The sequence below is a fragment of the Streptomyces sp. NBC_00620 genome (assembly GCF_026341825.1).
Classification (GTDB): Bacteria; Actinomycetota; Actinomycetes; order Streptomycetales; family Streptomycetaceae; genus Streptomyces.
Map to the genome: position 1 here is coordinate 792,611 of NZ_JAPENY010000001.1, position 26,683 is coordinate 819,293.

Consider the following 26,683-nt stretch of genomic DNA (forward strand, 5'->3'; position numbering starts at 1 on the left):
GTTGGGTCGGCCTCCGACACTTCCAGCGGAGCGAGGGGTTCTGCACCCGGGTATGCGCCATTCCGCAGGCGGGAACAGAACCCTTCGGCCCGCCGACGAATCGCCGCCGGGCCGAAGACGGCCCGGCTCAGTGGAAGAAGTGCCGCGTCCCCGTGAAGTACATCGTCACGCCCGCCTTCTTCGCGGCCTCGATCACCAGCTCGTCGCGGACCGAACCGCCGGGCTGGACCACGGCCTTGACGCCCGCCTCGGTGAGGATCTCCAGGCCGTCGGGGAACGGGAAGAACGCGTCCGAGGCCGCGTACGAGCCACGGGCCCGCTCGGCGCCGGCGCGCTCCACCGCCAGCTTGGCGGAGTCGACACGGTTGACCTGACCCATGCCGACGCCGACGGAGGCGCCGTCCTTGGCGAGGAGGATCGCGTTGGACTTGACGGCCCGACAGGCCTTCCAGGCGAAGGCCAGTTCGTCCAGCTCGCCCTGGCTGAGCGCGTCGCCGGTGGCCAGGGTCCAGCTCGCCGGGTTGTCGCCGTCGGCCTGGAGGCGGTCGGTGACCTGGAGCAGCGCGCCGCCGTCGATCTGCTTGACCTCGACCGGGGTCTTCGGGCCGTGGTGGGCGCGGAGCACGCGGATGTTCTTCTTCTTGGTGAGGGCTTCGAGGGCGCCGTCCTCGTACTCGGGCGCCACGATGACCTCGGTGAAGATGTCGGCGACCTGCTCCGCCATCTCCTTCGTCACCGGCCGGTTGACCGCGATGACGCCGCCGAACGCGGACAGCGGGTCACAGGCGTGCGCCTTGCGGTGCGCCTCGGCGACGCTCGACGCGACCGCGATCCCGCACGGGTTGGCGTGCTTGATGATCGCGACGCACGGATCGTCGTGGTCGTACGCGGCACGGCGCGCGGCGTCCGTGTCCGTGAAGTTGTTGTACGACATCTCCTTGCCGTGCAGCTGCTCGGCCTCGGCGAGACCACCCGTGCCGTCGACGTAGAGAGCGGCACCCTGGTGCGGGTTCTCGCCGTAGCGCAGGGTGTTCTTGCGCTCGTAGGTGTGACCCAGGAAGTCGGGGAAGCCGCTGTCGTCGGCTGCCGCATAGTCGGCCGCGAACCAGCTCGCCACCGCCACGTCGTACGCCGCCGTGTGCTGGAAGGCTTCGGCGGCGAGCCGCTTGCGGGTGGTGAGGTCGAAGCCGCCGTCCTTGACCGCGGCAAGGACGTCCGCGTACCGCGCGGGGCTGGTGACCACGGCCACCGACGGGTGGTTCTTGGCGGCGGCGCGGACCATCGAGGGGCCGCCGATGTCGATCTGCTCGACGCACTCGTCGGGCGTCGCGCCGGAGGCGACGGTCTCGCGGAACGGGTAGAGGTTCACCACGACCAGGCCGAACGGCTCGACGCCGAGCTCTGCCAACTGGCGCTGGTGGTCGGGGAGTCGCAGGTCGGCGAGGATGCCCGCGTGGACCTTCGGGTGCAGCGTCTTGACGCGGCCGTCCAGGCACTCGGGGAAGCCGGTCAGCTCCTCGACCTTGGTGACGGGGACGCCCGCCGCGGCGATCTTCGACGCGGTGGAGCCGGTGGAGACGAGCTCGACACCGGCCTCGTGCAGCCCGCGCGCCAGGTCTTCGAGGCCGGTCTTGTCGTACACGCTGATGAGCGCGCGTCGAATGGCCCGCTTGTTGCTCTCGGCGGTGGCGGTCACTGGATAACTACCTTTCGTCCCTCAATGCGATAGCCGTTGCGGGCGAGCCGCCCCACGACATCCACGAGCAGCCTTCGCTCGACTTCCTTGATGCGCTCGTGCAGAGCGCTCTCGTCGTCCTCGTTCCGGATCTCGACCACGCCCTGGGCGATGATCGGGCCGGTGTCGACGCCGTCGTCGACGAAGTGGACGGTGCATCCGGTGACCCTCGCGCCGTACGCGAGTGCGTCGCGCACGCCGTGGGCGCCGGGAAAACTGGGCAGCAGCGCGGGGTGCGTGTTGACGAACCGGCCGCCGAACCGGGCGAGGAACTCCTTCCCCACGATCTTCATGAACCCGGCGGAGACGACGAGGTCGGGTTCATGGGCGGCGGTCGACTCGGCGAGCGCCGCGTCCCACTCGTCCCGGGTGTCGTAGTCCTTGACGCGGTTCACGAAGGTGGGCAGCCCGGCCCGCTCGGCGCGCGCGAGACCCTCGATGCCGTCCCGGTCCGCGCCCACGGCGACGATCTCGGCCCCATAGGCCTCGGGCCCCGCCTCCGCGATGGCGTCGAGCAGTGCCTGCAGATTCGTACCTGATCCGGAGACCAGCACGACCAGGCGCTTGGCCACGGGCTTGGCGGCCACGGTGGGGCCCTTTCTCGGGGGAGCGTTTGCACGGCCGGCTCGTTCTGCACCTTCGCCCACACTTGTACATTCGTACGAATGCATCGCGCCCCGGGATACGGGGAAGTCTACGAAGCGGCCGACCGTCAGCAACGATACCGGCACACCGGGCGGCCCCCACGGGACGGGGGCGTGGCCGGAAGGTAGCGTCTGGGGAGGATCCACCTGGGAACACCGTCCAGCACGGGGAACGCCTTGCGCACGCGGGGCGTTGATCTGGGACGGGTACGTGAGGGTCCGGGGCGGTCGTCCCGGACACGAAAGCTCGGGGCGCCAGTCCTGGGTACGCACGCCGAACGGTCGGCTGCCCGGGGCGCGAGTCACGGGCGGGCACCAAGCTCCGTGGACACGCCGCCCGCCAGAACCACCAAGGGGAAGACGCTCACCTGATGCCGGACCGCAGTCTCCGACTCCCTCCGCTCCTGCTGCGCGAGCGGCGCCCTTCGCCTGTGCCGCCGCGGGAAGGCGGGGGCACGCCCGACTCCGCCCCTTCGGGTGAGCACGGCTCGGCCGACGGCAACGGGGGCTCGGGCGCGCAGGGCCCGGACGCGCCTCCCTCGGGCTCCTCTGGCTCTTCTGGCTCTTCTGGCTCGGACGACAATCCGTTCGCTCCGCCGCCGGAGGGGGCTCCCGACCGGCCGTGGCAGCCGCGGAGGCCTGCGAACGGGCAGGGCTCCGAGGGGTCGGGTTCGGGCGAGCACGGTGAGCCCGACGGGTCGTCCCCGTGGGGCAGCCAGTGGAGCGACCGGCAGCCGGGGCCGTCCAGCGGTGGTGGCTTCGGCGACCGTCCCGGTGCGTCCCAAGGACAGGGGCAGGGGCAGGGGCAGGGGCAGGGGCAGGGGCAGGGGCAGGGGCAGGGCGGTCCGGAAGGGTCCGGCAGTGGTCCGGGTACCGGTATGCGCTGGGACCCGACGGATCCGGCGCAGCGCAAAGCGCGCTTCGCCCTGCTCTCCGGTATGTGGGCGTTCTTCTTCGCCCTCTTCAGCTGGCCGTACGTGGCTCTGCTGCTCGGCGCGCTCGCCCTCTACTGGGGCATCAGCGCCCTGCGCGCCAAGCCCCGCACCCCGGATCCGGACAGCCCGGCGCCGGACCCGGCGAACGCCCGGCCCCAGAAGTCCGCCGCGGTGAGCGGCCTGGTCACCGCATCCCTCGCCATCGCCATGGTCGCCGCCGGCTTCACCGCCCAGCTCGTCTACAGCGACTACTACGCCTGCACCAACGACGCCCTCACGAACGTCGCGAAGAAGTCCTGCAACGACCTTCTGCCGAAGGAGCTGCGGGGGGTGCTGGGGACGCAGGGGTAGGTTTTTCGCCCCCTCCGCCCCTACCCGTCCCTTGCTCCTGGGGCTCCGCCCCAGACCCCGCTCCTCAAACGCCGGAGGGGCTGAAAATCCTGCTTGTTCAGCCCGTCCGGCGTTTGAGGACGAGCGCGTCAGCGCGACACGGGGGTCTGGGGGCGGAGCCCCCAGAAACAAGGGACGGGTAGGGGCGGAGGGGGCGAAAAAACCACCCCCAGCCCCCACACCTCAACCCGACTCCGGCGGCTCCGGCGGCTCCAGCGGCTCCCCAGGAGCAGACGCCTCCTTCAGCGCCGCCCAGCGGGCCTCGCGAGGCACGTCCTCGTGCCACGCAGACCCCGTGGAGTCGGAGGGCAGGAAGTCGTACAGGTCGAGGCTAGGGTCAGCCGCCACCTGCTGGACATCGGACGGGGACCCCTCCGGGGCCTCAACCGGAGACGACCGGTCCCCCTCGGCCCGCGAGAGCCACGAAGGCAACAACACCCCCACCCTCCAAGCCCGACGCTCGCGAACCCGCCACCCCCGCACCCCCACCACCACAGGAACCCCCACCCCCACCGTCCACAACCCCGCAGCCACCCCCACCTGCCACCACACCGGCCCGAAATGAGCCAGCCCCCCAACCCCGAGCGCTCCACCGGCCACCCCGGCCAGCACCGCGAGCACCACCCCGCACAACCCGGCCGCAAGCAGCACACAGCAAACGGCCCGCCCCCGGGACCACACCACCCCACCCCCCGGCACAGCCGAAGCCACCACGAACCACGCCACCGTCACCCCCGCAGCCACCGGCACAACCCCACCCACCCAGCTCAACGGCGCCCCCGCCCCCGGCACCGCGGCCAACAGCGGAAAGGCCGGCAGCAGCGACCCCGGCGCAGCCGAGGACAACGGCCCCGCCACCTGCCCCGCCCCCAGGACGACCCCGGGCCCGAGCCCGTACGCCGCCCCCCACACCGCGGCGTTCGGCACGAGCGCCAGGCACAGCAGCAGTACGGCGAAGCGCCCCGACCACACCTCGGTGAGCTGAAGGAACGAACCGCGCGCCGCACCCCCGTGCCACACCAGCGACACGGCCACGAGCAACGCCCCTCCCCCGACCAGCACCGCCGCCCCGGCCCCGGCGGCCCGCGCCGCGCTCGCGAGGAACCGACGGGCGTCCGGCTCGAGCGCATAGGCGTCCACGTGACGACGTACACCCGAAGGCAGGGCAGCGAGCCCCCGGTGCCCCCACGGGGGCATGGGCCCACGCGGACGCCCGTACGCCGTCCACACCCCCGCCCCCGCCGCCCCCGCGGCAAGCAGCGGCAGGCATACGGCGGTCCACACCCAGGAGGGCCGCAGCTCCCCGCCCGAGGCGTACAGCGCGGCGGCGCCGCCGACGGACAGATAGCCGGCGACGACCCCGGCCCACGCCGTCCGCGGCGCGGCTTCCGACTCGGCGTCGGCGGCGTCGCGCCCCGCCCGGTGCAGCAGCCACACCGGCAGCACGACGAGAAGCAGCGGTGTGACACCCACCGGCATGGGCACTCCGGAGAGGGTGTCGGTGCGGACGAGTTCGACGCCGTGGGCCAGTAGCCAGAGGGCCGCGGCCACGTGCAGGGCGCCGCCCGGTCCGCTGTCGGGGTAGGGGGAGCTGATCCACAGCACCATGACGAGGACGGCGAACGAGCCGAGTCCGAGCCCCGCCGCGAGGGCGCCACCCAGGAGGCTGGCGGCCAGTCCGGGGGATCGGTCGCGCATCCGGGTGAGCAGGGGCGACAACGACAGCCTGCGGTCGGTCATTTGGGTCACGCACGTCATGCTCCCAACGACACGCGCTTTCTCGTCGTAACAGGCGAACCCCCGATGTGTCGCTCAATATGCAGCTATGTACTTTTTCGTACGAAGGGGCGCGCTGTGGAGTCCGAGCTGACACAGAGCCCTGCGCCCCCGCTGCCCTCTCCCGAGGAGCGCCGCCGCCTGCGCGAGGCCAAGTCGCTGAGCCAGGCCGACGTTGCCGACAAGATGGGCGTCACCCGCGAGACGGTGCGCTCATGGGAGACCGGCCGTACGACGCCACGCGGGAGCAAACTGGAAGCGTACGTCGAGCTGCTGACCGCGCAGGATCCGGCGACGACGAGCGCCGAAACCGAAGGCCGGACCGGCGTCGAGGCCGAGGCCGAGGTGACCGCCCGTCAGGAGCCGTACGCCGAAGCCGAGGCGGATCCCAGCGTCGAGGCCGAAGCGGAAGCAGAGGCGGATTCCGACGAGGAACCCGCACCCCCACCCCCCGCCCTGACGCCACCTCAGGCCTTCGACGCTCTCTACGCGTTCTGCACCCCCGCCCTCGTCCGGCAGACGTATCTGCTCACCGGGCGGCGCGAACTGGCGCGCGAGTCCGTGGAGCGGGCGTTCCAACTGGCCTGGCACCGCTGGCCCGAGGTGGCCGTGGACCGGGATCCGGCCGGGTGGGTGCGGGCGACGGCGTACGAGTACGCGCTCTCACCCTGGCACCGGCTCCGCCCCCGACACCGGCACCCCGAGGCGCCGCCCGCCGATGCGGCGGACCGCGCGCTGCTCGACGTATTCCTGAAGCTGCCGCCGATGTACCGGCGCACGCTGCTGCTGTACGACGGGGTCGGGCTCGATCTGCCGGAGACCGCGGCCGAGACGGAGGCGAGCACGCCCGCGGCGGCCAACCGGCTGCTGCACGCGCGTGAGGCGGTCGCCGAGCGCCTGCCGGAACTGGCCGCTCCCGAGGAACTGCACCGGCGTCTCACCGTGCTCGCCGCCACGGAGCGGCTGCGCGCGGCGAAACCCCGCTCCGTCCGCTACGGCAGCGAACACCGCGCCCGCACCTGGACCCGCGCCGCCATCGCGTTCACGGTCCTGCTCATCGGCGCCACCTCGCTGACCCTGCGCACGGCTCCGGACCACTACGAGCCCCCCATGGCCCCCGGCGCGACGATCCGCGGTGTGCCGCCCCGTGCCGCCTCGGGCCCGCTCTCCGACGAGCAGCTGGAACTGCACGCCTTCCTCAAGTCCCAGACGGTGAGCGGCCCGGAGAGGCTGGTACCGGAGGCCCGCTGAGTACGAGTTACCGGATGCCCGCTGAGTACGCGGACGGGCCCGCACCCCGGTGAGGGGGTGCGGGCCCGTCCGTGCGTTCGACCAGGAAACGTCAGCCGTTGAGGATCTCGCGGGCCAGCTGCGCCGTCTCGGTCGGCGTCTTGCCGACCTTGACGCCGGCGGCCTCGAGGGCCTCCTTCTTCGCGGCGGCCGTGCCGGAGGAGCCAGAGACGATGGCGCCGGCGTGGCCCATGGTCTTGCCCTCGGGCGCGGTGAAGCCGGCGACGTAGCCGACGACCGGCTTCGTCACGTTCTTCGCGATGAAGTCCGCGGCGCGCTCCTCGGCGTCGCCACCGATCTCACCGATCATCACGATCAGGTCGGTGTCGGGGTCGGCCTCGAAGGCGGCCAGCGCGTCGATGTGCGTGGTGCCGATGACGGGGTCGCCACCGATGCCCACGGCCGACGAGAAGCCGATGTCACGGAGCTCGTACATCATCTGGTACGTCAGCGTGCCGGACTTCGAGACCAGGCCGATGCGGCCCGGCTTCGTGATGTCGCCCGGGATGATGCCGGCGTTCGACTGGCCCGGGGTGATGAGACCGGGGCAGTTCGGGCCGATGATGCGGGTCTTGTTGCCCTTCGACTTCGCGTACGCCCAGAAGGCGGCGGAGTCGTGGACGGCGATGCCCTCGGTGATGACGACCGCGAGGGGGATCTCGGCGTCGATGGCCTCGACCACGGCGGCCTTGGCGAAGGCCGGCGGCACGAAGAGGACGGACACGTTGGCGCCCGTCTTCTCGATCGCCTCGGCGACCGTGCCGAAGACCGGGATCTCGGTGCCGTCGAAGTCGACCGACGTGCCCGCCTTGCGCGGGTTGACGCCGCCGACGATGTTCGATCCGTCGGCCAGCATGAGCTTGGTGTGCTTCATGCCCGTGGCACCGGTCATGCCCTGGACGATGACCTTGCTGTCCTTGTTGAGGAAGATAGCCATGGCGGTTGTTTCCCTCGTCCCTTACTTCGCAGCCGCGAGCTCGGCGGCCTTGTCGGCCGCGCCGTCCATGGTGTCCACGCGCTGCACGAGCGGGTGGTTGGCGTCCGACAGGATCTTGCGACCCAGTTCGGCGTTGTTGCCGTCGAGGCGCACGACCAGGGGCTTGGTGACTTCCTCGCCCTTGTCCTTGAGCAGCTGGAGGGCCTGGACGATGCCGTTGGCGACCTCGTCACAGGCGGTGATGCCACCGAAGACGTTGACGAAGACGGACTTGACGTCCGGGTCGCCGAGGATGATCTCCAGGCCGTTCGCCATGACCGCGGCGGAGGCGCCGCCGCCGATGTCGAGGAAGTTGGCCGGCTTCACGCCGCCGCCATTCACCGATGTATACGCCTCACCGGCGTACGCGACGACGTCGAGGGTGCTCATGACGAGACCCGCGCCGTTGCCGATGATGCCGACCTCACCGTCGAGCTTGACGTAGTTGAGGTTCTTCTCCTTGGCGGCGGCCTCGAGCGGGTTGGCCGAGTCCTTGTCCTCGAGCGCGGCGTGGTCCGGCTGGCGGAACTCCGCGTTCTCGTCCAGGGACACCTTGCCGTCGAGGGCGATGACCTTGCCGGAGGCGACCTTCGCGAGGGGGTTGACCTCGACGAGGAGGGCGTCCTCCTTGATGAAGGTGTCCCACAGGGTCACGAGGATCTCGGCGACCTGCTCCGCGACCTCGGCCGGGAACTTCGCCTGCGCGACGATCTCGCGGGCCTTCTCGATGCTCACGCCTTCATTGGCGTCGACCGGGACCTTCGCGAGGGCCTCCGGGTTCTCCTCCGCGACGACCTCGATCTCCACGCCGCCCTGCACGGACGCCATGGCGAGGAAGGTGCGGTTGGTGCGGTCGAGGAGGTACGAGACGTAGTACTCCTCGACGATCTCGGGCGCGGTCTCGGCGATCATCACCTTGTGGACCGTGTGGCCCTTGATGTCCATGCCGAGGATGTCCGTCGCGCGAGCGACGGCCTCGTCCGGGGTGGCGGCGAGCTTGACGCCGCCGGCCTTGCCTCGGCCACCGACCTTCACCTGCGCCTTGATGACGGACTTGCCGCCAAGACGCTCGGTCGCCTCGCGGGCTGCCTCAGGCGTGTCAATGACTTCACCGGCCAGCACCGGTACACCGTGCTTGGCGAAGAGGTCCCTCGCCTGGTACTCGAACAGGTCCACGCGCGTCCGTCCCTATCAGTGATCTCGCGGTTCGTTGTCTGCGTGGGCGTGCCGCGAAGGGCAACGTGACGTCCGCTGTCACAAGGGTGGCGCACACGGTGTCCGAGCGCGCGGCATGTCCGTCTCGCAGGTTATCGCCGCCGGACGCGGGTCCCTAAATCGCAGGTCACACCTGAGCGGTGATACCTGTCACAGATCCGGCCAGGAGAGGGACGCGAGGGCCGGGCAGGGGCCTCGCCAGGCTGGGGTTTGCCTGGCGAGGCCCCTCTAACAGCCCCGAAGGGGCCCAGGGCGGGTGGTCTCCACCCCAATGGGGACCACCCGGCCCTTCCGCGAGGTTCCGGTCGGACGGACCGACGGCATTCGGCCGTCCGGGACCATCGCCCCCGCGGAGTCGGTCGGATGCCGTACTACGGCTTCGCCGGCCGCCGTAGTACGGCATGGGGGGCCGGGGTCAGATGCCGTACGTCCCGTACTGGGCGTACTCGGCGTTCTGCGCGTAGCCCGGCGTGATCGAGTCGGCCACGCCCTGGACGCCGGTTACGGCGTTGCCCGCGAGGGGGCCGCCGGTCTCCTGGACCGTTCCGGTCAGGTCCTGCGCGAAGGAGCCGGCCTGGCCGACGACACCGCCCGCGAACGGGTCGACCTCACCGACCACACCGTCGGCCAGCGGCCGCACGTCACCCGTGACGCCGTACGCGAAGGCGGTGGCGCTGCCTTCGACGCCGTGCACGGTCTCGACGACCGGCCGCACCGTCTCGACGACCGTCCGCACGACAGGCCGCACCGCGCCGACGACACCCCCGGCGAAGGGCTGCACGTCGTCGGTGACGACGCCCTGCGCGAAGGGTCCGACCTGGCCGACCACGCCGTACGCGAGCGGCGGGACCCCGCCCACGACACCGCCCGCGAAGGGCTGGACGTCGCCCACGACGCCGTACGCCAGCGCGCCCGCGTCCCCGACTGCCTGCCCGGCGACCGGGACGACGCCGTGCACGGCGGTCACTGCGACGGGCGGCAGGACGGAGGCGGTGTCGTCGGCGACCTGGCCGACGAGACCTCCGGCGAGCGGCTGTACGTCGGCGACGGCGCCGTACGCCAGCAGCGTCACGTTCCCCACCACGTGATCCACGACCGGCGTGACGCCCCGGACGGCGGTGGCGGCGACCGGCGGGACGACGGCGCTGGTGGTCTCGTCCACGACCGGGTCCGCGAAGGCGGCGAGCGGGCCGAAGAGGTAGTCGATCTCGTCCTGCGGGGCGCTGACGGCGGTAGCGGTGGTGGCGGCTGCGGCGGTCGTGGTGTGCTCCGCGGCGGTGGTGACGGCGGAGGCCTTGGCCTGTGCGGCCTTGGTGCCGGTGGCGCCCGAGGCGGTGGTGCTCTGGACGTCGCTGGTGACATTCCCGGCGACGTCGTCGACGGTGTCGGTGACCGAGCCGACGGTGTCCGTGACGTCGAGGGTCGTGTCAGGCAGGGAGACGGACGGCGAGGGCAGCTCGTCCGCGCTGGCGACGGCGGAGCCGAGCGCCCACGCGCCGGTGACGCCGGCGGCTATGACGATGGAACGGCGGATGTTCTTGTTCATGCGTACGTCAGATCCTTCGGGATTCCGAGACTTGGAGACATTCCGGGGGTTTCCGGGGCTTCCGGTGGCTTCCGGCGGCTTCCATCCGGTGATCGGAGGAGGTCCGGACAGCGGGCAGACCTGCACCGCTCGCAAAGGCGAGCGCGAGCGAGGGCTGTCTAGCCGGGGAAAACGGGAATGTCCCGGAACCTGTCCCGGGTCTCGGCCGCGGACACAACCGCGGACGCGCCGGGTACGAGCCGAAGCGGCACCCGGTGGTGAGGAGTGACGGCATGCGCATCGCCGTGCCGCGGCCCGCCGTTGTCGACCGCCGACTGGTTGCCCAGCGCGCCGGTCGGGTTGCCGGGGGGTGCCTGGTGCGCGGGTGCGGGCGCTTGCACGGGACGTACGCCTTGGTGGCCCCTGTACGCGTCAGCGCCTTCGGCCTGCGTGGCTGTACGGGCGGGCCCGTAGGCCGACGTGACCCCGAGGACCGTCTGCTGCCCCGCAACTCCCTCGTCCACCCCACCGCCGACTGACTGCTGCGGCGCGGAACCGGCGGCGGGCGGAACCTGGCCGCCCACACCCGGAAGCACCGGCAGGCCAGGCAGGGAGGGAAGCTCGGGCAGGGCCGGCAATATCTCCGCCGGAGTTCCGGTCAGCCCGCCGGTAACCGTCTCCACCAAGTCACCGATCGGCAGTACGACATCGTCGACGACGGGTTGGACGACGAGCTCACCGACCGGCTGCACGACGTGCCGGACGGTGTCCGTGACGGGCGCCAGAACGGGTTCAGTGACCTGCGTCTGGACGCTGTCAGTGACGTGCGTGACATTCGTGACGGCGCTCGACGGAACCGACCCGACCCCAAGGACCGAACTGCCCGCCGACTTCACAACATGTGCCACCGGCTTTTCCAGCGACTGCTCCACCGAACGCGTCACCGCACCGATAACTGGGCGCGTCACCGCACCCGTAACCGACTGAACGACCGGCACCGGTGTCGTCGGCGCCAGCCCGTCCGCCGCGTGCGCCTGCTCCCCGAAGAGGAGCCCGAGCGCGAACAACCCGCCCGCCAGCAGCACCACTTGCAGCGCACGCCGTCCGACCGCCGTGCGCATCACGCGCAGAGCGGCACCGGGCAGTGCGACTGACAAGGCCATGAGAAGGGGGTGCTTCCCGTGTGAAGGGTGTGAAGGCGCGTCGATCCTCGCACGCGACTCCCGAGGCCGCGCAAGCCCCCTCCAGGCAATGCTCGTTCATGTCCGAATTTCAGCTCTCCTCACTGGGTGTCCGGTCTCCTCACCTGGTGTCTGGTCTCCTCACCTGGTGTCCGGCACCGGCAACGGCCGCTTCTCGATCGCCGCGGCCATCACCTCGGGAAACAGATCGGGCGTGCACGCGAACGCCGGTGCGTCCAACGCCGCGAGAGCCGCCGCGTGCTCACGGTCGTACGCCGGTGCCCCCTCGTCGGACAGCGCGAGCAGTGTCACGAACTGCACCCCCGACGCCTTCATCGCCGCGACCCGCTTCAGCATCTCGTTCCGTATCCCCCCTTCGTAGAGGTCGCTGATGAGCACGACGACCGTGTCGGCGGGCCGGGTGATCTGCGACTGGCAGTACGCGAGCGCCCTGTTGATGTCCGTACCGCCGCCGAGCTGGGTGCCGAAGAGGACGTCGACCGGGTCGTCGAGCTGGTCGGTGAGGTCGACGACGGCCGTGTCGAAGACGACGAGCCGGGTGGCGATGGACCGCATGGAGGCGAGGACCGCGCCGAACACGGAGGCGTAGACGACAGATGCCGCCATCGATCCCGACTGGTCGATGCAGAGGATGACCTCCTTCTTCACGGACTGCGACGCACGCCCGTAGCCGATCAGCCGCTCGGGCACGATCGTGCGGTACTCGGGCACGTAGTGCTTCAGGTTCGCCGCGATGGTGCGGTTCCAGTCGATGTCGTGGTGGCGGGGTCTGCTGATCCGGGCGCTGCGGTCGAGGGCACCGGTGAGCGTGGCCCGGGTGCGGGTGGCGAGCCGCTTCTCCAGGTCCTCGACGACCTTGCGTACGACGGCCCGCGCGGTCTCCTTGGTCGTCTCCGGCATGGCCTTGTTGAGGGAGAGGAGGGTGCCCACCAGATGCACGTCGGCCTCCACCGCCTCCAGCATCTCGGGCTCCAGCAGAAGGGCGGCCAGCCCGAGCCTGTCGATGGCGTCCCGCTGCATGACCTGGACGACGGACGACGGGAAGTACGTCCGGATGTCCCCGAGCCAGCGCGCGACGGACGGCGCGGACGCCCCGAGCCCGGCCGAACGGTCCCGCCCCGCCTGCCCCTTGCCCCCCTTCCCGTTCCCGTACAACGCACCGAGCGCACCGTCCATCGCGGCGTCCTGCCCGGAGAGTGCGCACCCGGTGCCGTCCGCCTCGTCGCCCCCGAGCACGAGCCGCCAGCGCCGCAACCGCTCGTCCGTAGCGCCGGTCACGCCGGACGCGGCGGTCACACCCGTCGCGCCGGCTTCGGTGACTACGTCGGTCGCGTCCACAGGTGCGGTCATCGGGCCACCTCCACAAGGTCGTTGTCGTCGCTCACCCGGTCGTCGGCTTGGCCATCGCCGGCCTCGCCATCGCCGCCGTCGGGTTCGTCCAGCCCGAGCAGCAGACGCAGCACCGGCAGTACGGCGTCCGCGCGCTCGGCGTCGAGGTCGGGGGCGAACCCGGGTATCCCGGAGGCCGCTGCCGTGGCACTCCCCCGTGCCCCCGGGCCGCGCCTGATCAGCTCGCCGAGCGTCCGGCGCACTCCGGCCTCGTAAGCCGAGAACGTCCGTCGCAGCAGCGGCAGTACATCGGTGAACGCCTCCGCCGGAACCCCGGTCAGCCACGCGTCCACCAGCCCGAGAAGCCGCTCGTCGTGCATGAGCAGCATCCCGCCGCCGGAGCCGCCCCCGACGAACCCCTCGATCCACGCGGCGGCGTCCCCCGGCGCCGTCCCCGGCGACAGCACGAGCCCCATGAGCCGGGCGGCCTCGTCCTGCGCCAACTCGCCCTCGTCGAGCAGCAGTCGTACGGCCCGTCCGCGGATCACCCCCGGCACGGTGTCGCGCCCGGCCAGCACTCGGAGCACGGAGTGCCAGCGGCCGCGTATGCCGCCGCCGGACCCGGTGCCGCCCGTCTCCCCCAGCAGGCCCACCGCGCCCTGCACCGCGTCCACATGACGCCGCATCTCCTCCGCGGCCTCGGTGTCGAGAGCAGCGCAGGCCGGTGGGAGCCCGACGAAGATCCGCTCGGCGAGGCCCACCGCGACATCGCTGAGGGCGTGTGTGTCCGTGCCGCGTACGTCGCCGTACCGCAGGGAGCGGACCAGTGCGGGCAGGGCCTGGGCGAGATGGCCGACGTCGGCGTCGAGGGCCGCCCGGTCGGCGAGGACCCGCATGACCACGGGCAGCGCGTCCGGGAGTTCGGCGAGGAGACACCGCTCGGCGAGCGCCGTGACATCGGCCAGTGAGCCCGCGCCGATGGCGTCCGCGTCGGCCTTGGCGGTCGCGGCGGCGAGCACGGTGGTGCCCCACACCCCGGCCTCGGCGACCCGCACGGACAGCTCCGGCTCCCAGCGCAGCCGCCAGGTCTCGCGGAAGGTGCCGGTGCTGCCGCGCGACGCGACAGGCTCGCCCCAGCCGATGCCCAACAGCCGCAGCCGGTGCAGGAGTCTGCTGCGCCCGGCGTCGGTCTCCTTGCGCAAGTCGAGTTCCAACTCCCGCTCCAGCGCCTCTGGTTTGAGCCGAAGCCGCCGCTGCAGCCGCGCCAGGTCGCGCTGCAGGGGCACTGCGGGCGCGGACTCCGGCACCTCGCCCATCACATCTCCGACCACGAGCCGGTCCCGCACGAGCGCGAGCGGCACGTCGGAGCCCTCGCACATCACGGCTCGTACGGCATCGGTGGTCTCGGTCAGTCCCGGCAGCGGGCGGCCGCGCATCGCGGCGAGTGTGTCGGCGAGCCGCACCGCCTCGATGACGTGCGCGGAGGAGACCATCCGGTCCTCGTCGCGCAGCAGCCGGGCGACCTTCGTCATCCAGCGCTCGACCGGGCGGTCGGGGGCGCCGAACAGATGCCCGTACCAACCCGGCGAGTCGATGCCCGCCCCGTACCCGCTGACCCGGGACAGCCTGCGGTGCGTCCACGGCACCCATGTCATGTCGGCCTTGGCCTTGGGCAGCCCCTTGAGCAGCGCCCGGTCCGCGCCGGCCGTGGTCTTCTGCCGCAGGGCGGGGACGTGCCAGGCCCCGCACACCACCGCCACGTCGTCCCCGAACTCCCGCTGCGCCGCCCGCACCTGGAGCCGCATGTACGCCTCACGCACGAGGTCCCGCTCGTGGCCCCCGACCCCGTACGCCTCCCGCAGCGCCCCCATCGCCTCCCCGAGTACGGCGAACGGCGCGAACGGATCGCCTCCCGCCGCCCCGCCCCGGTGCTCGACCACGTCCTCCCACCACCGCTCGGGATCGTCGTAACCGGCGGTCTCGGCCAGCACGGCAAGCGGGTCGATACGGACGGCCTCGTCAGCAGACGAACCCTCCTCGCCCTCCGACTCCTCCGATTCCTCCGAAGCGGATTCGTCCTTCCCCCAAACCAGCGTGTGGGTCGCCGGAAGGTCGATGAACCGGGCCGGGACTCCCTGGTCCAGGGCCCACCGGATGGCCACCCACTCCGGGGAGAACTCGGCAAGCGGCCAGAAGGCCGAGCGGCCGGGCTCGTCCACGACGTGGGCGAGCAAGGCGACGGGCGGACGCATGCCTTCCTCTGCGGCCAACGGGATGAGCGCGTCCGCCTCCGGGGGCCCCTCGATCAGCACGACCCGGGGAGCGGCCGCCTCCAGCGCGGCCCGCACGGCCCGTGCCGACCCCGGACCGTGATGCCGCACGCCGAGCAGCAGCGGCCCGCCCTCCCGTACGCCGGAGACACGCTCCTCCGCCGCCTCCTGCTGGAGTCCGGTCATACGCTCACCTCCCGGCAGGCCCGGTAGAAGTCCTTCCAGCCGTCGCGCTCGCGGACGACCGCCTCCAGGTACTCCTGCCAGATGACGCGGTCGGCTGCCGGGTCGCGGACGACGGCGCCGAGGATGCCGGCGGCGACGTCACTGGCCCGCAGGACGCCGTCCCCGAAGTGGGCTGCCAGCGCGAGCCCGTTGGTGACGACGGAGATCGCCTCGGCGGTGGACAGCGTGCCGCTGGGCGACTTCAGCTTCGTACGCCCGTCGGCCGTGACTCCGTCGCGCAGCTCGCGGAAGACGGTGACGACGCGGCGGATCTCGTCGATGCCGTCGGGTGCGGCGGGCAGGTCGAGGGAGCGGCCGAGCTGGTCGACGCGGCGGGAGACGATGTCGACCTCGGCGTCGGCGCTCTCCGGCAGCGGCAGCACCACCGTGTTGAAGCGTCGGCGCAGCGCGCTCGACAGTTCGTTGACCCCGCGGTCGCGGTCGTTGGCCGTGGCGATCAGGTTGAAGCCGCGGACGGCCTGCACCTCCGAGCCCAACTCCGGTATCGGCAGCGTCTTTTCCGACAGGATGGTGATGAGCGTGTCCTGCACGTCGGCGGGGATGCGGGTCAGCTCCTCGACACGTGCCGTCATCCCTTCCGCCATGGCGCGCATGACGGGGCTCGGCACCAGGGCGTTCCGGCTCGGTCCGTGCGCGAGCAGCTCCGCGTAGTTCCAGCCGTACCGGATCGCCTCCTCGGGCGTGCCGGCGGTGCCCTGCACGAGCAGTGTGGAGTCGCCGCTGACCGCCGCCGCCAGATGCTCGGAGACCCAGGTCTTCGCGGTGCCGGGCACGCCGAGCAGCAGCAGTGCGCGGTCTGTGGCGAGCGTGGTGACGGCGACCTCGACGATGCGGCGCGGTCCCACGTACTTGGGTGTGATCACCGTGCCGTCCGGCAGCGTGCCGCCCTGCAGATACATCGCCACGGCCCACGGCGACAGCCGCCAGCGGGCCGGGCGGGGCCGGTCGTCCTGCGCGGCCAGCGCGGCGAGTTCGGCGGCGAAGTCGTCCTCGGCGTGCGGCCGCAACACCTCGCCCGCCCCGTCACTCACGGACGGATCGACGGACGTGGTCCCAGTCGGCTCAACGGACACAGACATGGCTAGGTCCCCCTCCAGCTCGGCCGGTTCGATCGGCCGGTTCGGACTGGTTCCACCGTGCACCATGCCACTGACAATGCGACCTGACCTGCACAAACGCGCTCGCGAGGCCGATTGTCAGTGGTGGGATCTACCTTCGATGACATGACTCAGCAGGGGGTGCGCTGGACTGCGGATCAGGTGCTGGCACTGGCGCCTGACGCAGCGTCACGCAAAGCGGGAAGCAAGCTCGGCGCGGCCGGGCCGTGGTCGGAGGCAGGCAGTTCTGACGAGGGGACGGTATGGGGACTGTGCGCGGGAAGTGGCAGCAAGCCGTATCAGACGGTCATCGACGTCGCGGACTCCACCGGGCCCGCGTACAAGTGCAGTTGCCCCAGCCGCAAGTTCCCGTGCAAGCACGCGCTGGGGCTGCTGCTGCTCTGGGCGGGCGAGGAGGGCACTGTGCCGCGGGGGCAGGCGCCGGACTGGGCGGAGCAGTGGACAGAGGGGAGACGACAGCGCGCGGAGGAGAAGGCGACGACGACGGGCGGGGCATCTGGGACGGCCTCGCCGAGTGATCCGGAGGCGGCGCGGCGCAGGGCGGAGCGGCGGGCCGAGCGGGTCACGGCGGGTGCGGCGGAGCTGGAGCAGCGGTTGGCGGATCTGCTGCGGGGCGGCCTGGCCGGGGCCGAGCAGGCCGGGTACGGCATGTGGGAGGAGACGGCGGCCCGGATGGTCGACGCGCAGGCACCTGGACTGGCGGCGCGGGTAAGGGAGTTGGGGGCGATCCCGTCATCGGGCCCCGGCTGGCCGGTGCGGCTCCTGGAGGAGTGCGCGCTGCTCCATCTCCTCGACCAGGGCTGGCTGCGCCGCGAGCGACTGCCGGACGACCTTGCCACGACGGTACGTTCACGGATCGGCCTGCACGGATCGGCGGACGGCCCACCGGTGCGCGACAGCTGGCTGGTCCTCGCCCAGTACGACACATCGGACAGCCGTCTCACGACGCGCAGGATCTGGCTGCACGGATCGGAGTCCGGCCGCACGGCTCTGCTCCTCTCCTACGGAGCCGCCGGCCGCGCACCGGAACTGGCCCTGCCCGTCGGGCTGTCCTTCGAGGCGGAACTCTCCGCACACTCGGGCGGCGGGCTACGAGCGGCACTGGGCGAACGGTTCACACCACCGACCCCCACGGCGACACGACCACCGGGAGTCACGACCCCCCAGGCGGCGGCCCACTACGGCAAGGCACTATGCGCCGACCCCTGGCTCGACTCCTACCCCGTCACCCTCGACCGGGTCATACCGACCCCGGACGGCGAAGCAACCACGACACCACAACGCTGGCAACTGGCAGATGCCGACGGCGACTTGGCCCTCCCCATCGCCCTCTCTCCGCCCTCCCTCCCCGGCCTGTGGCGCCTCGCCGCCCTCTCTGGCGGCGCCCCCGTAACCGTCTTCGGCGAGTGCGGCCACCACGGCTTCACTCCGCTGACGGCCTGGCCGGAGGGCCCAGGAGAAGCGGTGTCGCTGTGCTGACCACCTCCGTACAGAAAGGACGCCAACACTCATGAACACGACCTCTGCTCCTGAAGGCTCCTGGGAGGAGCTCGTCACCGTCGCACTGCTCGGAACGGATCGGCGTACACCTCCCGGGTGCGGCCCGGGACAGGAAGCACCCATGGCATTGCTGGACGCCGCCGCGGTGGAAACACTGCGGCGGCGAGCCGGCATGCGCCCGGCGCGGGCGGCGGCCCGACCCGAACCGTCGGCACCGGATCCGCGCCCGGCCCTGCCGCCCGCCGCGGCCCAAAGACTCACACAGCTGCTGACGGACCGCCCCGGCACCGGTGGCGGCGGCCGCAGAGGCACGGCGCCCGACCTCATGGAACTGCTGCCGCAGTGGCTCACCCTGGCCAACGCGCACGGTTTCGCGCCTCCCCCGCAAGCACTCCCAGCACTCCTCGACGCGGCCCGGGGCCGCACCGATCTCCGACCCGCCGCACTGACCTTCGCGGGGCCGCGCGCCCTGTGGCTGGCACGGCTGAACCCGGACTGGCGCTTCGCACTGCGCTCCACTCCGGGAGGCGGTACGGCGCTCCCGGACCCCGCAGAGCCCGAGCGCGTACAACGGCTCTGGCAGGAAGGCCTGTTCGCCGAACGGGTAGCGCTGCTCACCGCAATACGGACCCGCCAACCCGCAGCCGCCCGCGAGCTGCTCGCCACGACCTGGACCACCGAACGGGCCGAGGACCGGCTGATGTTCCTCGACTCGCTGCGGTCGGGTCTGTGCGCGGCGGACGAACCGTTCCTGGAGCGGGCGCTCGCCGACCGGAGCCGCAACGTACGGGCGACGGCGGCGGAGTTGCTGTCCGCGCTGCCGGAGTCGGCGCTCGCCGGGCGGATGGCGGCGAGGGCGGGTTCCTGCGTGGCCGTCGACCGTACGCGGGGCGCGCCCACGATCGTGGTCGAGGCGCCGCACGAGTGCGACGCGGGCATGGAGCGGGACGGCGTGGTGCCGAAGCCTCCCGCCGGGCGCGGCGAACGGTCGTGGTGGCTGGGCCAGTTGGTCGACGCGACACCGCTCGCGACCTGGCCGCGACGGCTCGGCGGACGTACGCCGGAGGACATCGTCGCCCTGCCCGTGGCGGACGACTGGCAGAGCGAGCTGCATGCCGCGTGGTGCCGGGCCGCGGTACGGCAGCGGGATCCGGGCTGGTCCAGGGCGCTCCTCGGGGCGCCCTCCGCCCCGGAGGCCGGTGGACCGGGGGCGGTGTCCCTGGCGGAGCGGTCGAAACTGCTCGCCACGCTGGGTTCCGCCGAGCGGGCCGAGTGGGTGGCGGGGTTCATCGGCACGCACGGGTTGTCCGAGGCGTTTCAGTTGCTCGGGGTGTGTGCGGTGCCCTGGGCGGGGCCGTTGGGGCGGGCGGTGGTCGACGCGCTCAATATCGCGCGGGACGCGGGGAGTTACCCGTGGAGCTTCAGCGGGGTCATGGGCCTGGCCGAGCGCTGCCTCGACCCCGCGGAGGCGGTCCGCCTCGAAGGGCTCACCGGCATTCCCGAAGAGCCGGAGAACGCCGCCCCAGGCGCCGGCAGCTACTGGGCCGAAGCGTTCCAGCGCCTGGTCACGACCCTGCGCCTACGCGCAACCATGACCAAAGAACTCACGCCACCCCAACCAACGTAAAAGCACTTCCTCGCCCCCTCCGCCCCTACCCAACCCGAACCTGGGGGCTCCGCCCCCAGACCCCCCAGATCGCCCGAAGGGCTCGTCCTCAAACGCCGGACGGGCTGACACCGCGGCCCCCGTGGGTGGGTGGGGGACGGGATGGCCCAGCCTTTTCCCAGACGCCGGACGGGCCGAATGATGCCCACCGGCGGAAGGGGGCGTGCCGGTACGTCCAAATGCCCGTCGCGTACGTTCGCGTCACCGGACGCCCCGCTACCAGCCCGACGTCTGATCCGGCGGCGACGGGCGGGACGTACCGGCACGCCCCCGACCCACCCACCCCGCACAAGGCGCCCCCGCCAGCCCTACGCCCCGGCGGGCTGCCGAACATTCGCCCGCACCCACTCCACGATCGACGCGGTGGTCGCCCCCGGCGTAAAGATCTCCGCGACCCCCTTCTCCTTGAGCGGAGCGATGTCCGCCTCGGGAATGATGCCGCCGCCGAAGACCTTGATGTCCTCCGCTTCACGCTCCTTGAGGAGCTCGATGACGGCCGCGAAGAGCGTGTTGTGGGCGCCGGACAGGATCGAGAGGCCGATCGCGTCGGCGTCCTCCTGGATCGCGGTGTCGACGATCTGCTCGGGAGTCTGATGGAGCCCGGTGTAGATGACCTCCATACCGGCATCGCGCAGCGCCCGCGCGATCACCTTGGCCCCGCGATCGTGGCCGTCGAGCCCCGGCTTGGCCACCACCACGCGGATCGGACCGGCTGCCACACCCATCACTGCCTCCATGAACCGATTACACCAACCTGCACCAACACACACCGACAGATATCGCACATTCCGCCACTGGCCACACCAGACGCGACACCAGCCGCACACCCGCGGCACGGGCGCCCCGCACCACACCGGCCGGGGAAGTGAACGAACGTTATCCCCAGCATCCCGCAACCGGCAGTTTCGCGGTGGATACCGAGGGGGAAATCACACGGTGGGACAAGTTCGCCGCGCACCGCTCCGGGTTCCTGCGGCACACGCACCGCATGGACCCGCGGCGCATGGACCACAGCCGGAGCGTGCGCAAGGAGAGCCGCTATCAGGTGGCCGCACCACGGCGTCGTCGGCGAGACACCGCAGTGGTGGGGCACATCGGCGATGGCACGACAGCGGGGAGCACCACCCGTACGAGGAAGACGAGGACCGACGCCCCGCCGCACACCGGCGAGGTCATCCGCCGCAGGGACAGCGACGGCCGGAAACCACGTCACCACCAAGGAACGGGCCCCCGTCGCGTCACAGGCGCCCCACGCGCCACAGACGCACCGTCGCGACCACCACCGACACCGGCCGAGCGACCGCCGAGCCGACGTCTAGCCGGCATCGACCAGACCTCGACCGAGCCGCCACCGGCATATGCGACTCTCCACGAGTGCACACGGGGGACAGAGCAGTCCTCCGCGTGCCGACAGGAGGTCGGCCATGAAGGTCACCAGGGCTGCGTCGCCCTTTCTTCCCCTTCTCCCCCTCTGCCAGCGCCTGCTTCCCAGCAGACTGGCCGGACTCTCGATGGTCCTCCTGAAGGCGACGGCCCTGGAGATCGCGATCCTCGCCGGACACCTCCTGCTCTATCCGTCGGGCATGGCCCAGGAACGCCGGGCCACCCCCACGCTCCCCTCACCGGACGCCGCCCGGCTGCCCACGGAGGCCAAGCCCCCGGTCGTCCTGCTGCACGGCTTCATAGACAACCGCTCGGTCTTCGTCCTGCTGCGCCGCAACCTCGCCCAGCACGGCAGGCAGCACATCGAGTCGCTCAACTACTCGCCGCTGACGTGCGACATCCGCACCGCCGCGGAGCTGCTCGGCCGGCACATAGAGGAGATCTGCGAGCGCACGGGCCAGGAGCGCGTGGACATCGTCGGGCACAGCCTCGGCGGACTGATCGCTCGCTACTACGTGCAGCGCCTCGGCGGTGACATACACGTGCGCACCCTGGTCACGCTGGGCACACCGCACTCGGGCACCCGCGTGGCCCCGTTGATGAACGCGCACCCGATCGTCCGTCAGATGCGCCCGGACTCCGACGTGATCGAGGAACTGCGCAAGCCCGCGCCGGACTGCCGTACGCGCTTCGTGAGCTTCTGGAGCGACCTCGACCAGTTGATGGACCCGCTGGAGACGGCCTGCGTCGATCATCCGGACCTGCTCGCGCAGAACGTGCGGGTGAGCGGCGTCGGGCACCTCGCCCTGCCCGTGCATCCCGCCGTCGCCACCGGCATACGGCAGGCGCTCGACACCGAGGAAGCGGGAACCCACGCCGCCACCCACACCGGAGGCGGCCTGACAGTGGCGTGACAGTCACCCCGTACAGCGAACCATGACCGAACCGCGAGCGGGCCGAGAGCGGATCGAAACCGAGCCGAGGCCGGCCAGACAGGCCACCGAACAGCCCCCCACACTCGAACACTCATCGAACGCCAGGCCAAAGCCGTGCCCGCAGTCCCCCGAAACACGGCCGAATGCCCGTTTCCTGCGAGAGGGAAACCTGCCGAAGATTGTCGTGCCCGCGTACCGCCGGGTACAGTCACCGCACTGCTCTGCCAGCCCCTGTTGTCGAGGCGAAAGAGAAGTTGGTGAACGACCGTCCCCCGTCGGGGATTGCTACTCCCCCGGCTCCGGCTTCCGATGCCGCCTCGACGCCCTACGCGTCGTCGTACGGCGGGCAGGAAGCTCAGTACGGCGACTTCACCACGTACGACGGCTACCCCGCCACGGGTTTTGAGACGGGTGCCAACGCCGCGTACGCGACCGGGAACTTCGCAACGCCGGCCTTCGAAACGACGAGCTTCGCGACAGACCCTCTCTTCGGCGACATGCCGGGCGACGGCGCAGGTTCGCACGACACCACCGGCTCGTACGACACGACAGGTTCGTACAACGCCACGCAGTGGAACACCGGCAGTCACCAGACGCTGAACTACGACCCGTACGCGGCGCAGCACCAGGCCGCCTACGACACCGGCAGCTACGAAACGACGACGTGGGCGGCCGGTTACCAGCAGCTCGCCGACATCCCCGCGCAGCACCCCGGCCCTGACACCTCGGGCCAGTGGGACGCGACCGCCTGGCTCCAGCCGGAGCAGCCGGTCGACCACGCCCAGCAGTGGAGCGCGCACACCCAGGAAACGGGCGCTTACGACGCCACGCAGTGGAACACCGCCGGTGACCACGACACGTACGAGCGAGAAGCCGCGTACGAGCGAGAACGCGAGCACCCGCAGACCGAGTCCTACGAGCATCAGCCCGCGCCCGAGCCCCTCGACCAGCAGGCAACCTCAACCTTCGACCAGCAGGCGACCGCGACCTTCGAGCAGGTCCCGTACGAGCAAGTCGCCGCCGCGGAGGACGAGTTCGAGAACCCGGCCGACGAGCGCGACACCGGCGACGAGCACGAGGCGCCGCTGCTGCTCGACGACATGGAAGAAGTCACCCCGGCCCCCCGCCCCGCCTCGCGGTCCGCGGCTCGGCCCCCTTCCCGCTCCCGTCGCCGCACCCCCGCGAAGCGTTCCGCACTGCTGACCGTCGCCGTTCCCTCGGCCTGCGTGATGGGGGTCGCGGGGATCGCCGCCGCCTCGGTGGTCGACATCGGCGGGGACGAGACCAAGGACACGACGCTCAGCGCATCCGACGGGACCGCGGTGAAGCCGTCCGCCGCGAACAACAAGCTGGACACCCAGCTGCAGAGTCTCTCCGCGGGCGCCGACGACTTCGCGGACCGGGCGAGCCGGACGCAGGAACGTATCGACCTGGAGGCCCAGCAGGAGGCCGAGCGGAAGAAGGCGGCCGAGGCGGCGGCGACCAAGGAGCGGCTGCGTCCGAAGTTCGCGCTGCCGGTCGCGCAGAAGGGGCTGAGCGCCTACTTCGGCCAGGCGGGCGTCAACTGGATGTCCATCCACACGGGCATCGACTTCCCGGTGTCGTACGGCACGACGGTGATGTCCGCGACCGACGGAACCGTACGGACGCAGTGGAACAGCGCGTACGGCAACATGATGATCGTGACCGCGAAGGACGGCACGGAGACGTGGTACTGCCACCTCTCCAGCTACCAGGTCGCGTCGGGCACGACCGTGAAGGCCGGTGACCCGATCGCGAACTCCGGCAACTCCGGCAACTCCACCGGCCCGCACCTGCACTTCGAGGTCCGCCCGGCCGGCGGCTCGGCGATCGACCCGCTGGCATGGCTGAACAGCCACGGCCTGGACCCGACGTAACCACCGGATCCCGCCTGGACCCGACGTAACCGCCGGGCCCCACCCCACTGGCCGCCTGCCTGCCTACAGTTTCTCCACCGGCGCGTACCGCAGCAGCAGCCGCTTCGGCTTCGGCTCCCCGAAGTCGACCGTCGCCTCGGCGTTCGCGCCCGTCCCGTTCACACCTACGACGGTGCCCAGGCCGAACTGGTCGTGCGTGACCCGGTCCCCGACCGCCAGAGACACCACCGGCTTCTCGGAGATACCGCGGCGCGTCGCGAACCCGGAGGCGCCCGCGGACCGCGACCGCGAGGACGACAGCGACGAAGACAGCGAAGCCGCCACCCCCGACACGGGGCTCGACGAGGCGGGACCCATCGCACCCGTGCGCTTCCACTCCAGATGCGCGTCCGGAATCTCCTCCAGGAAGCGGGACGGCGGGTTGTACGAGGGCTGCCCCCACGCACTGCGCATGGACGACCGCGTCAGATACAGCCGCTCCCGCGCGCGCGTGATGCCGACGTACGCGAGGCGCCGCTCCTCCTCCAGTTCCTTGACCTGGCCCAGCGCACGCATGTGCGGGAAGACGCCGTCCTCCATGCCGGTCAGGAACACCACAGGAAACTCAAGGCCCTTGGCGGTGTGCAGGGTCATGAGGGTGATGACGCCGTTGCCGTCCTCCTCGTCGGGGATCTGGTCGGAGTCGGCGACGAGCGCGACCCGCTCGAGGAAGGGGGCGAGCCCGGCCGGGGTCTCTGTCTCACCGGTCTCCTGCTCGAACTCCAGGGCCACGGCGGCGAGTTCCTGAAGGTTCTCGATGCGGGTCTCGTCCTGCGGATCCGTCGAGGCCTGCAACTCCGCGAGGTAGCCGGTGCGTTCGAGTACCGCCTCCAGGACGGTGGCCGGGCCCGCGCCCGATTCCACGATCGTCCGCAGGTCCTCCATCAGCGTGTTGAACCGCTTGACCGCGTTCGTGGAGCGGGCCGCCATGCCGTACGCCTCGTCCACCCGCCGCAGCGCCTGCGGGAAGCTGATCTTCTCGCGCTGCGAGAGCGCGTCGATCATCGCCTCGGCGCGGTCGCCGATGCCGCGCTTGGGGACGTTGAGGATCCGGCGCATGGGAACGGAGTCCTCGGGGTTGGACAGCACCCGCAGGTACGCCAGGACGTCCCGGACCTCCTTGCGCTCGTAGAAGCGGACGCCGCCGACGACCTTGTAGGGCAGGCCGACGCGGATGAAGACTTCTTCGAAGACACGGGACTGGGCGTTCGTACGGTAGAAGACGGCGACATCGCCCGCCTTGGCGTCGCCCGCGTCGGTGAGACGGTCTATTTCGTCGGCGACGAACTGTGCCTCGTCGTGTTCGGTGTCGGCGACGTAGCCGGTGATGTTCGAACCCGCGCCCGCGTTCGTCCACAGGTTCTTGGGGCGGCGTGATTCGTTGCGCTCGATGACCGCGTTGGCCGCGCTGAGGATCGTCTGCGTGGAGCGGTAGTTCTGCTCCAGGAGGATCGTCGTCGCGTTCGGGTAGTCCTCCTCGAACTGGAGGATGTTGCGGATGGTCGCGCCGCGGAAGGCGTAGATGGACTGGTCGGCGTCGCCCACGACACACAGCTCGGCGGGCCCGAGGTCCTGCTCGCTGGGCGGGACGTCCACGGGGTGCTGGGAGGTGCCGACGAGTTCCCGCACCAACGCGTACTGCGCGTGGTTGGTGTCCTGGTACTCGTCGACGAGTACGTGCCGGAAGCGGCGGTGGTAGTGCTCGGCGACGTCCGGGAAGGCGCGCAGCAGATTGACCGTCGTCATGATCAGGTCGTCGAAGTCGAGTGCGTTGGCCTCGCGCAGCCGCGACTGATACATCGCGTACGCCTGGGCGAGGGTCTTCTCGAAGCCGTCGGCGGCCTGGGCGGCGAAGTCCTCCTCGTCGATCAGCTCGTTCTTCAGGTTCGAGATCTTGGCGCTGAACGACTTGGGCGGGAAGCGCTTCGGGTCGAGGTCCAGATCACGGCAGACGAGCGCCATCAGCCGCTTGGAGTCGGCGGCGTCGTAGATCGAGAACGAGGACGTGAAGCCGAGCCTCTTGCTCTCGCGGCGCAGGATCCGTACGCACGCGCTGTGGAAGGTCATCACCCACATCGCGTTGGCGCGCGGGCCGACGAGGTGCTCGACGCGCTCCTTCATCTCGCCCGCGGCCTTGTTGGTGAAAGTGATCGCGAGGATCTGGCCGGGGTGGACATTGCGCTCGCCCAGCAGATACGCGATGCGGTGCGTGAGCACGCGGGTCTTGCCGGAGCCCGCGCCGGCCACGATGAGCAGGGGGGAGCCGGAGTGCGCCACGGCCGCCCGCTGGTTCTCGTTCAGCCCGTCCAGGAGCGCGGCCGCGTCCACGGCGGGGCGCGGGGCGCCGTCGCGGTAGTACGCGTCCCGGCTGGGCGGCACGTCGAAGCGGCCGCCGAACAGGTCGTCCGGAAGCGGCTCGGCCGCCCCGTCCTCGGGCGGCGGCGGGGGCTCTTCCTCGTGGGCCCCGGAGGGCTTGAGGTCCGCCAGGAAGCTGTCATCAAAGAGGCTGCTCATCGCTCTCCGAGTCTAGGCGGCCCCACTGACACCCCGCCGCCACCCCGAAAACTCCGTCGCAGGAAACGCCGGGAAACCGCTCTCGGACGCCGGGGAT

The 26,683-nt window shown here is 71.2% G+C and carries 18 protein-coding genes; 6 read left to right on the forward strand and 12 right to left on the reverse strand.

All coding sequences use genetic code 11. The features are described 5' to 3' along the window. Window positions 1–127 precede the first annotated feature (127 nt). Window positions 128–1,696 carry a bifunctional phosphoribosylaminoimidazolecarboxamide formyltransferase/IMP cyclohydrolase gene (purH, locus tag OG246_RS03560; protein WP_266455666.1) on the reverse strand — a complete coding sequence of 523 codons (1,569 nt, stop codon included), beginning with the start codon at window positions 1,694–1,696 and terminating at the stop codon, window positions 128–130. Further along, the gene (gene purN / locus OG246_RS03565) at window positions 1,693–2,322 is read right to left on the reverse strand and encodes a phosphoribosylglycinamide formyltransferase (protein WP_266455669.1); all 630 of its coding nucleotides are present in this window, start codon (window positions 2,320–2,322) and stop codon (window positions 1,693–1,695) included. The genes purH and purN overlap by 4 nt, the downstream gene beginning before the upstream one ends. A gap of 428 nt (window positions 2,323–2,750) precedes the next feature. Here purN and OG246_RS03570 point away from each other — a divergent pair, with 428 nt between their 5' ends. Then, window positions 2,751–3,665 carry a hypothetical protein gene (locus tag OG246_RS03570; protein WP_266455672.1) on the forward strand — a complete coding sequence of 305 codons (915 nt, stop codon included), beginning with the start codon at window positions 2,751–2,753 and terminating at the stop codon, window positions 3,663–3,665. 222 nt (window positions 3,666–3,887) lie between these two features. Here OG246_RS03570 and OG246_RS03575 read toward each other — a convergent pair whose 3' ends face one another. Beyond that, window positions 3,888–5,462, reverse strand: coding sequence for a DUF6350 family protein (locus OG246_RS03575; RefSeq protein ID WP_266455675.1), 1,575 nt, complete (start codon window positions 5,460–5,462; stop codon window positions 3,888–3,890). 108 nt (window positions 5,463–5,570) lie between these two features. Here OG246_RS03575 and OG246_RS03580 point away from each other — a divergent pair, with 108 nt between their 5' ends. After that, a complete protein-coding gene (locus OG246_RS03580) occupies window positions 5,571–6,731 on the forward strand; it encodes a helix-turn-helix domain-containing protein (RefSeq protein WP_266463838.1) in 1,161 nt (386 codons plus the stop codon). A gap of 91 nt (window positions 6,732–6,822) precedes the next feature. Here OG246_RS03580 and sucD read toward each other — a convergent pair whose 3' ends face one another. The 7 genes from sucD to OG246_RS03615 all read right to left on the reverse strand — a co-directional run bounded on the left by sucD (window position 6,823) and on the right by OG246_RS03615 (window position 16,612). Further along, window positions 6,823–7,707 (reverse strand): succinate--CoA ligase subunit alpha, encoded by an 885-nt coding sequence (gene sucD, locus OG246_RS03585; protein WP_266455678.1) that lies wholly within the window; start codon window positions 7,705–7,707, stop codon window positions 6,823–6,825. Window positions 7,708–7,728: 21 nt separating this feature from the next. After that, window positions 7,729–8,922, reverse strand: a complete 1,194-nt coding sequence (sucC, locus tag OG246_RS03590; protein WP_266455681.1) for an ADP-forming succinate--CoA ligase subunit beta — start codon at window positions 8,920–8,922, stop codon at window positions 7,729–7,731. Window positions 8,923–9,376: 454 nt separating this feature from the next. Continuing rightward, entirely contained in the window at window positions 9,377–10,507 is a 1,131-nt protein-coding gene (locus OG246_RS03595) for a hypothetical protein (protein WP_266455683.1), read from the reverse strand. Window positions 10,508–10,665: 158 nt separating this feature from the next. Beyond that, on the reverse strand, window positions 10,666–11,649 hold the full coding sequence (locus tag OG246_RS03600) for a hypothetical protein (protein WP_266455686.1): 984 nt from the start codon (window positions 11,647–11,649) through the stop codon (window positions 10,666–10,668). A gap of 159 nt (window positions 11,650–11,808) precedes the next feature. Then, a complete protein-coding gene (locus tag OG246_RS03605; protein ID WP_266455689.1) occupies window positions 11,809–13,038 on the reverse strand; it encodes a VWA domain-containing protein in 1,230 nt (409 codons plus the stop codon). Then, on the reverse strand, window positions 13,035–15,473 hold the full coding sequence (locus tag OG246_RS03610) for a DUF5682 family protein (protein WP_266455692.1): 2,439 nt from the start codon (window positions 15,471–15,473) through the stop codon (window positions 13,035–13,037). The genes OG246_RS03605 and OG246_RS03610 overlap by 4 nt, the downstream gene beginning before the upstream one ends. Next, entirely contained in the window at window positions 15,470–16,612 is a 1,143-nt protein-coding gene (locus OG246_RS03615) for an AAA family ATPase (RefSeq protein ID WP_266455695.1), read from the reverse strand. The genes OG246_RS03610 and OG246_RS03615 overlap by 4 nt, the downstream gene beginning before the upstream one ends. Before the next feature lie 144 nt (window positions 16,613–16,756). Here OG246_RS03615 and OG246_RS03620 point away from each other — a divergent pair, with 144 nt between their 5' ends. Both OG246_RS03620 and OG246_RS03625 read left to right on the forward strand, forming a co-directional pair. Beyond that, window positions 16,757–18,130 (forward strand): SWIM zinc finger family protein, encoded by a 1,374-nt coding sequence (locus tag OG246_RS03620; RefSeq protein WP_266455698.1) that lies wholly within the window; start codon window positions 16,757–16,759, stop codon window positions 18,128–18,130. 31 nt (window positions 18,131–18,161) lie between these two features. Further along, window positions 18,162–19,778 (forward strand): DUF5691 domain-containing protein, encoded by a 1,617-nt coding sequence (locus OG246_RS03625; RefSeq protein WP_266455707.1) that lies wholly within the window; start codon window positions 18,162–18,164, stop codon window positions 19,776–19,778. 347 nt (window positions 19,779–20,125) lie between these two features. Here the strand turns inward: OG246_RS03625 and OG246_RS03630 are convergent, their stop codons facing one another. After that, a complete protein-coding gene (locus OG246_RS03630) occupies window positions 20,126–20,542 on the reverse strand; it encodes a cobalamin B12-binding domain-containing protein (protein WP_266455710.1) in 417 nt (138 codons plus the stop codon). A gap of 699 nt (window positions 20,543–21,241) precedes the next feature. Here OG246_RS03630 and OG246_RS03635 point away from each other — a divergent pair. Together OG246_RS03635 and OG246_RS03640 are read left to right on the forward strand one after the other, a co-directional pair. Continuing rightward, window positions 21,242–22,114 carry an alpha/beta fold hydrolase gene (locus tag OG246_RS03635; protein WP_266455712.1) on the forward strand — a complete coding sequence of 291 codons (873 nt, stop codon included), beginning with the start codon at window positions 21,242–21,244 and terminating at the stop codon, window positions 22,112–22,114. Between the two features lie 278 nt (window positions 22,115–22,392). Then, window positions 22,393–24,033, forward strand: coding sequence for a M23 family metallopeptidase (locus OG246_RS03640; protein ID WP_266455715.1), 1,641 nt, complete (start codon window positions 22,393–22,395; stop codon window positions 24,031–24,033). Window positions 24,034–24,096: 63 nt separating this feature from the next. On the opposite strand, the gene pcrA is transcribed toward OG246_RS03640, so the two are convergent. After that, window positions 24,097–26,586 (reverse strand): DNA helicase PcrA, encoded by a 2,490-nt coding sequence (gene pcrA, locus OG246_RS03645; protein ID WP_266455718.1) that lies wholly within the window; start codon window positions 26,584–26,586, stop codon window positions 24,097–24,099. Window positions 26,587–26,683 lie beyond the last annotated feature (97 nt).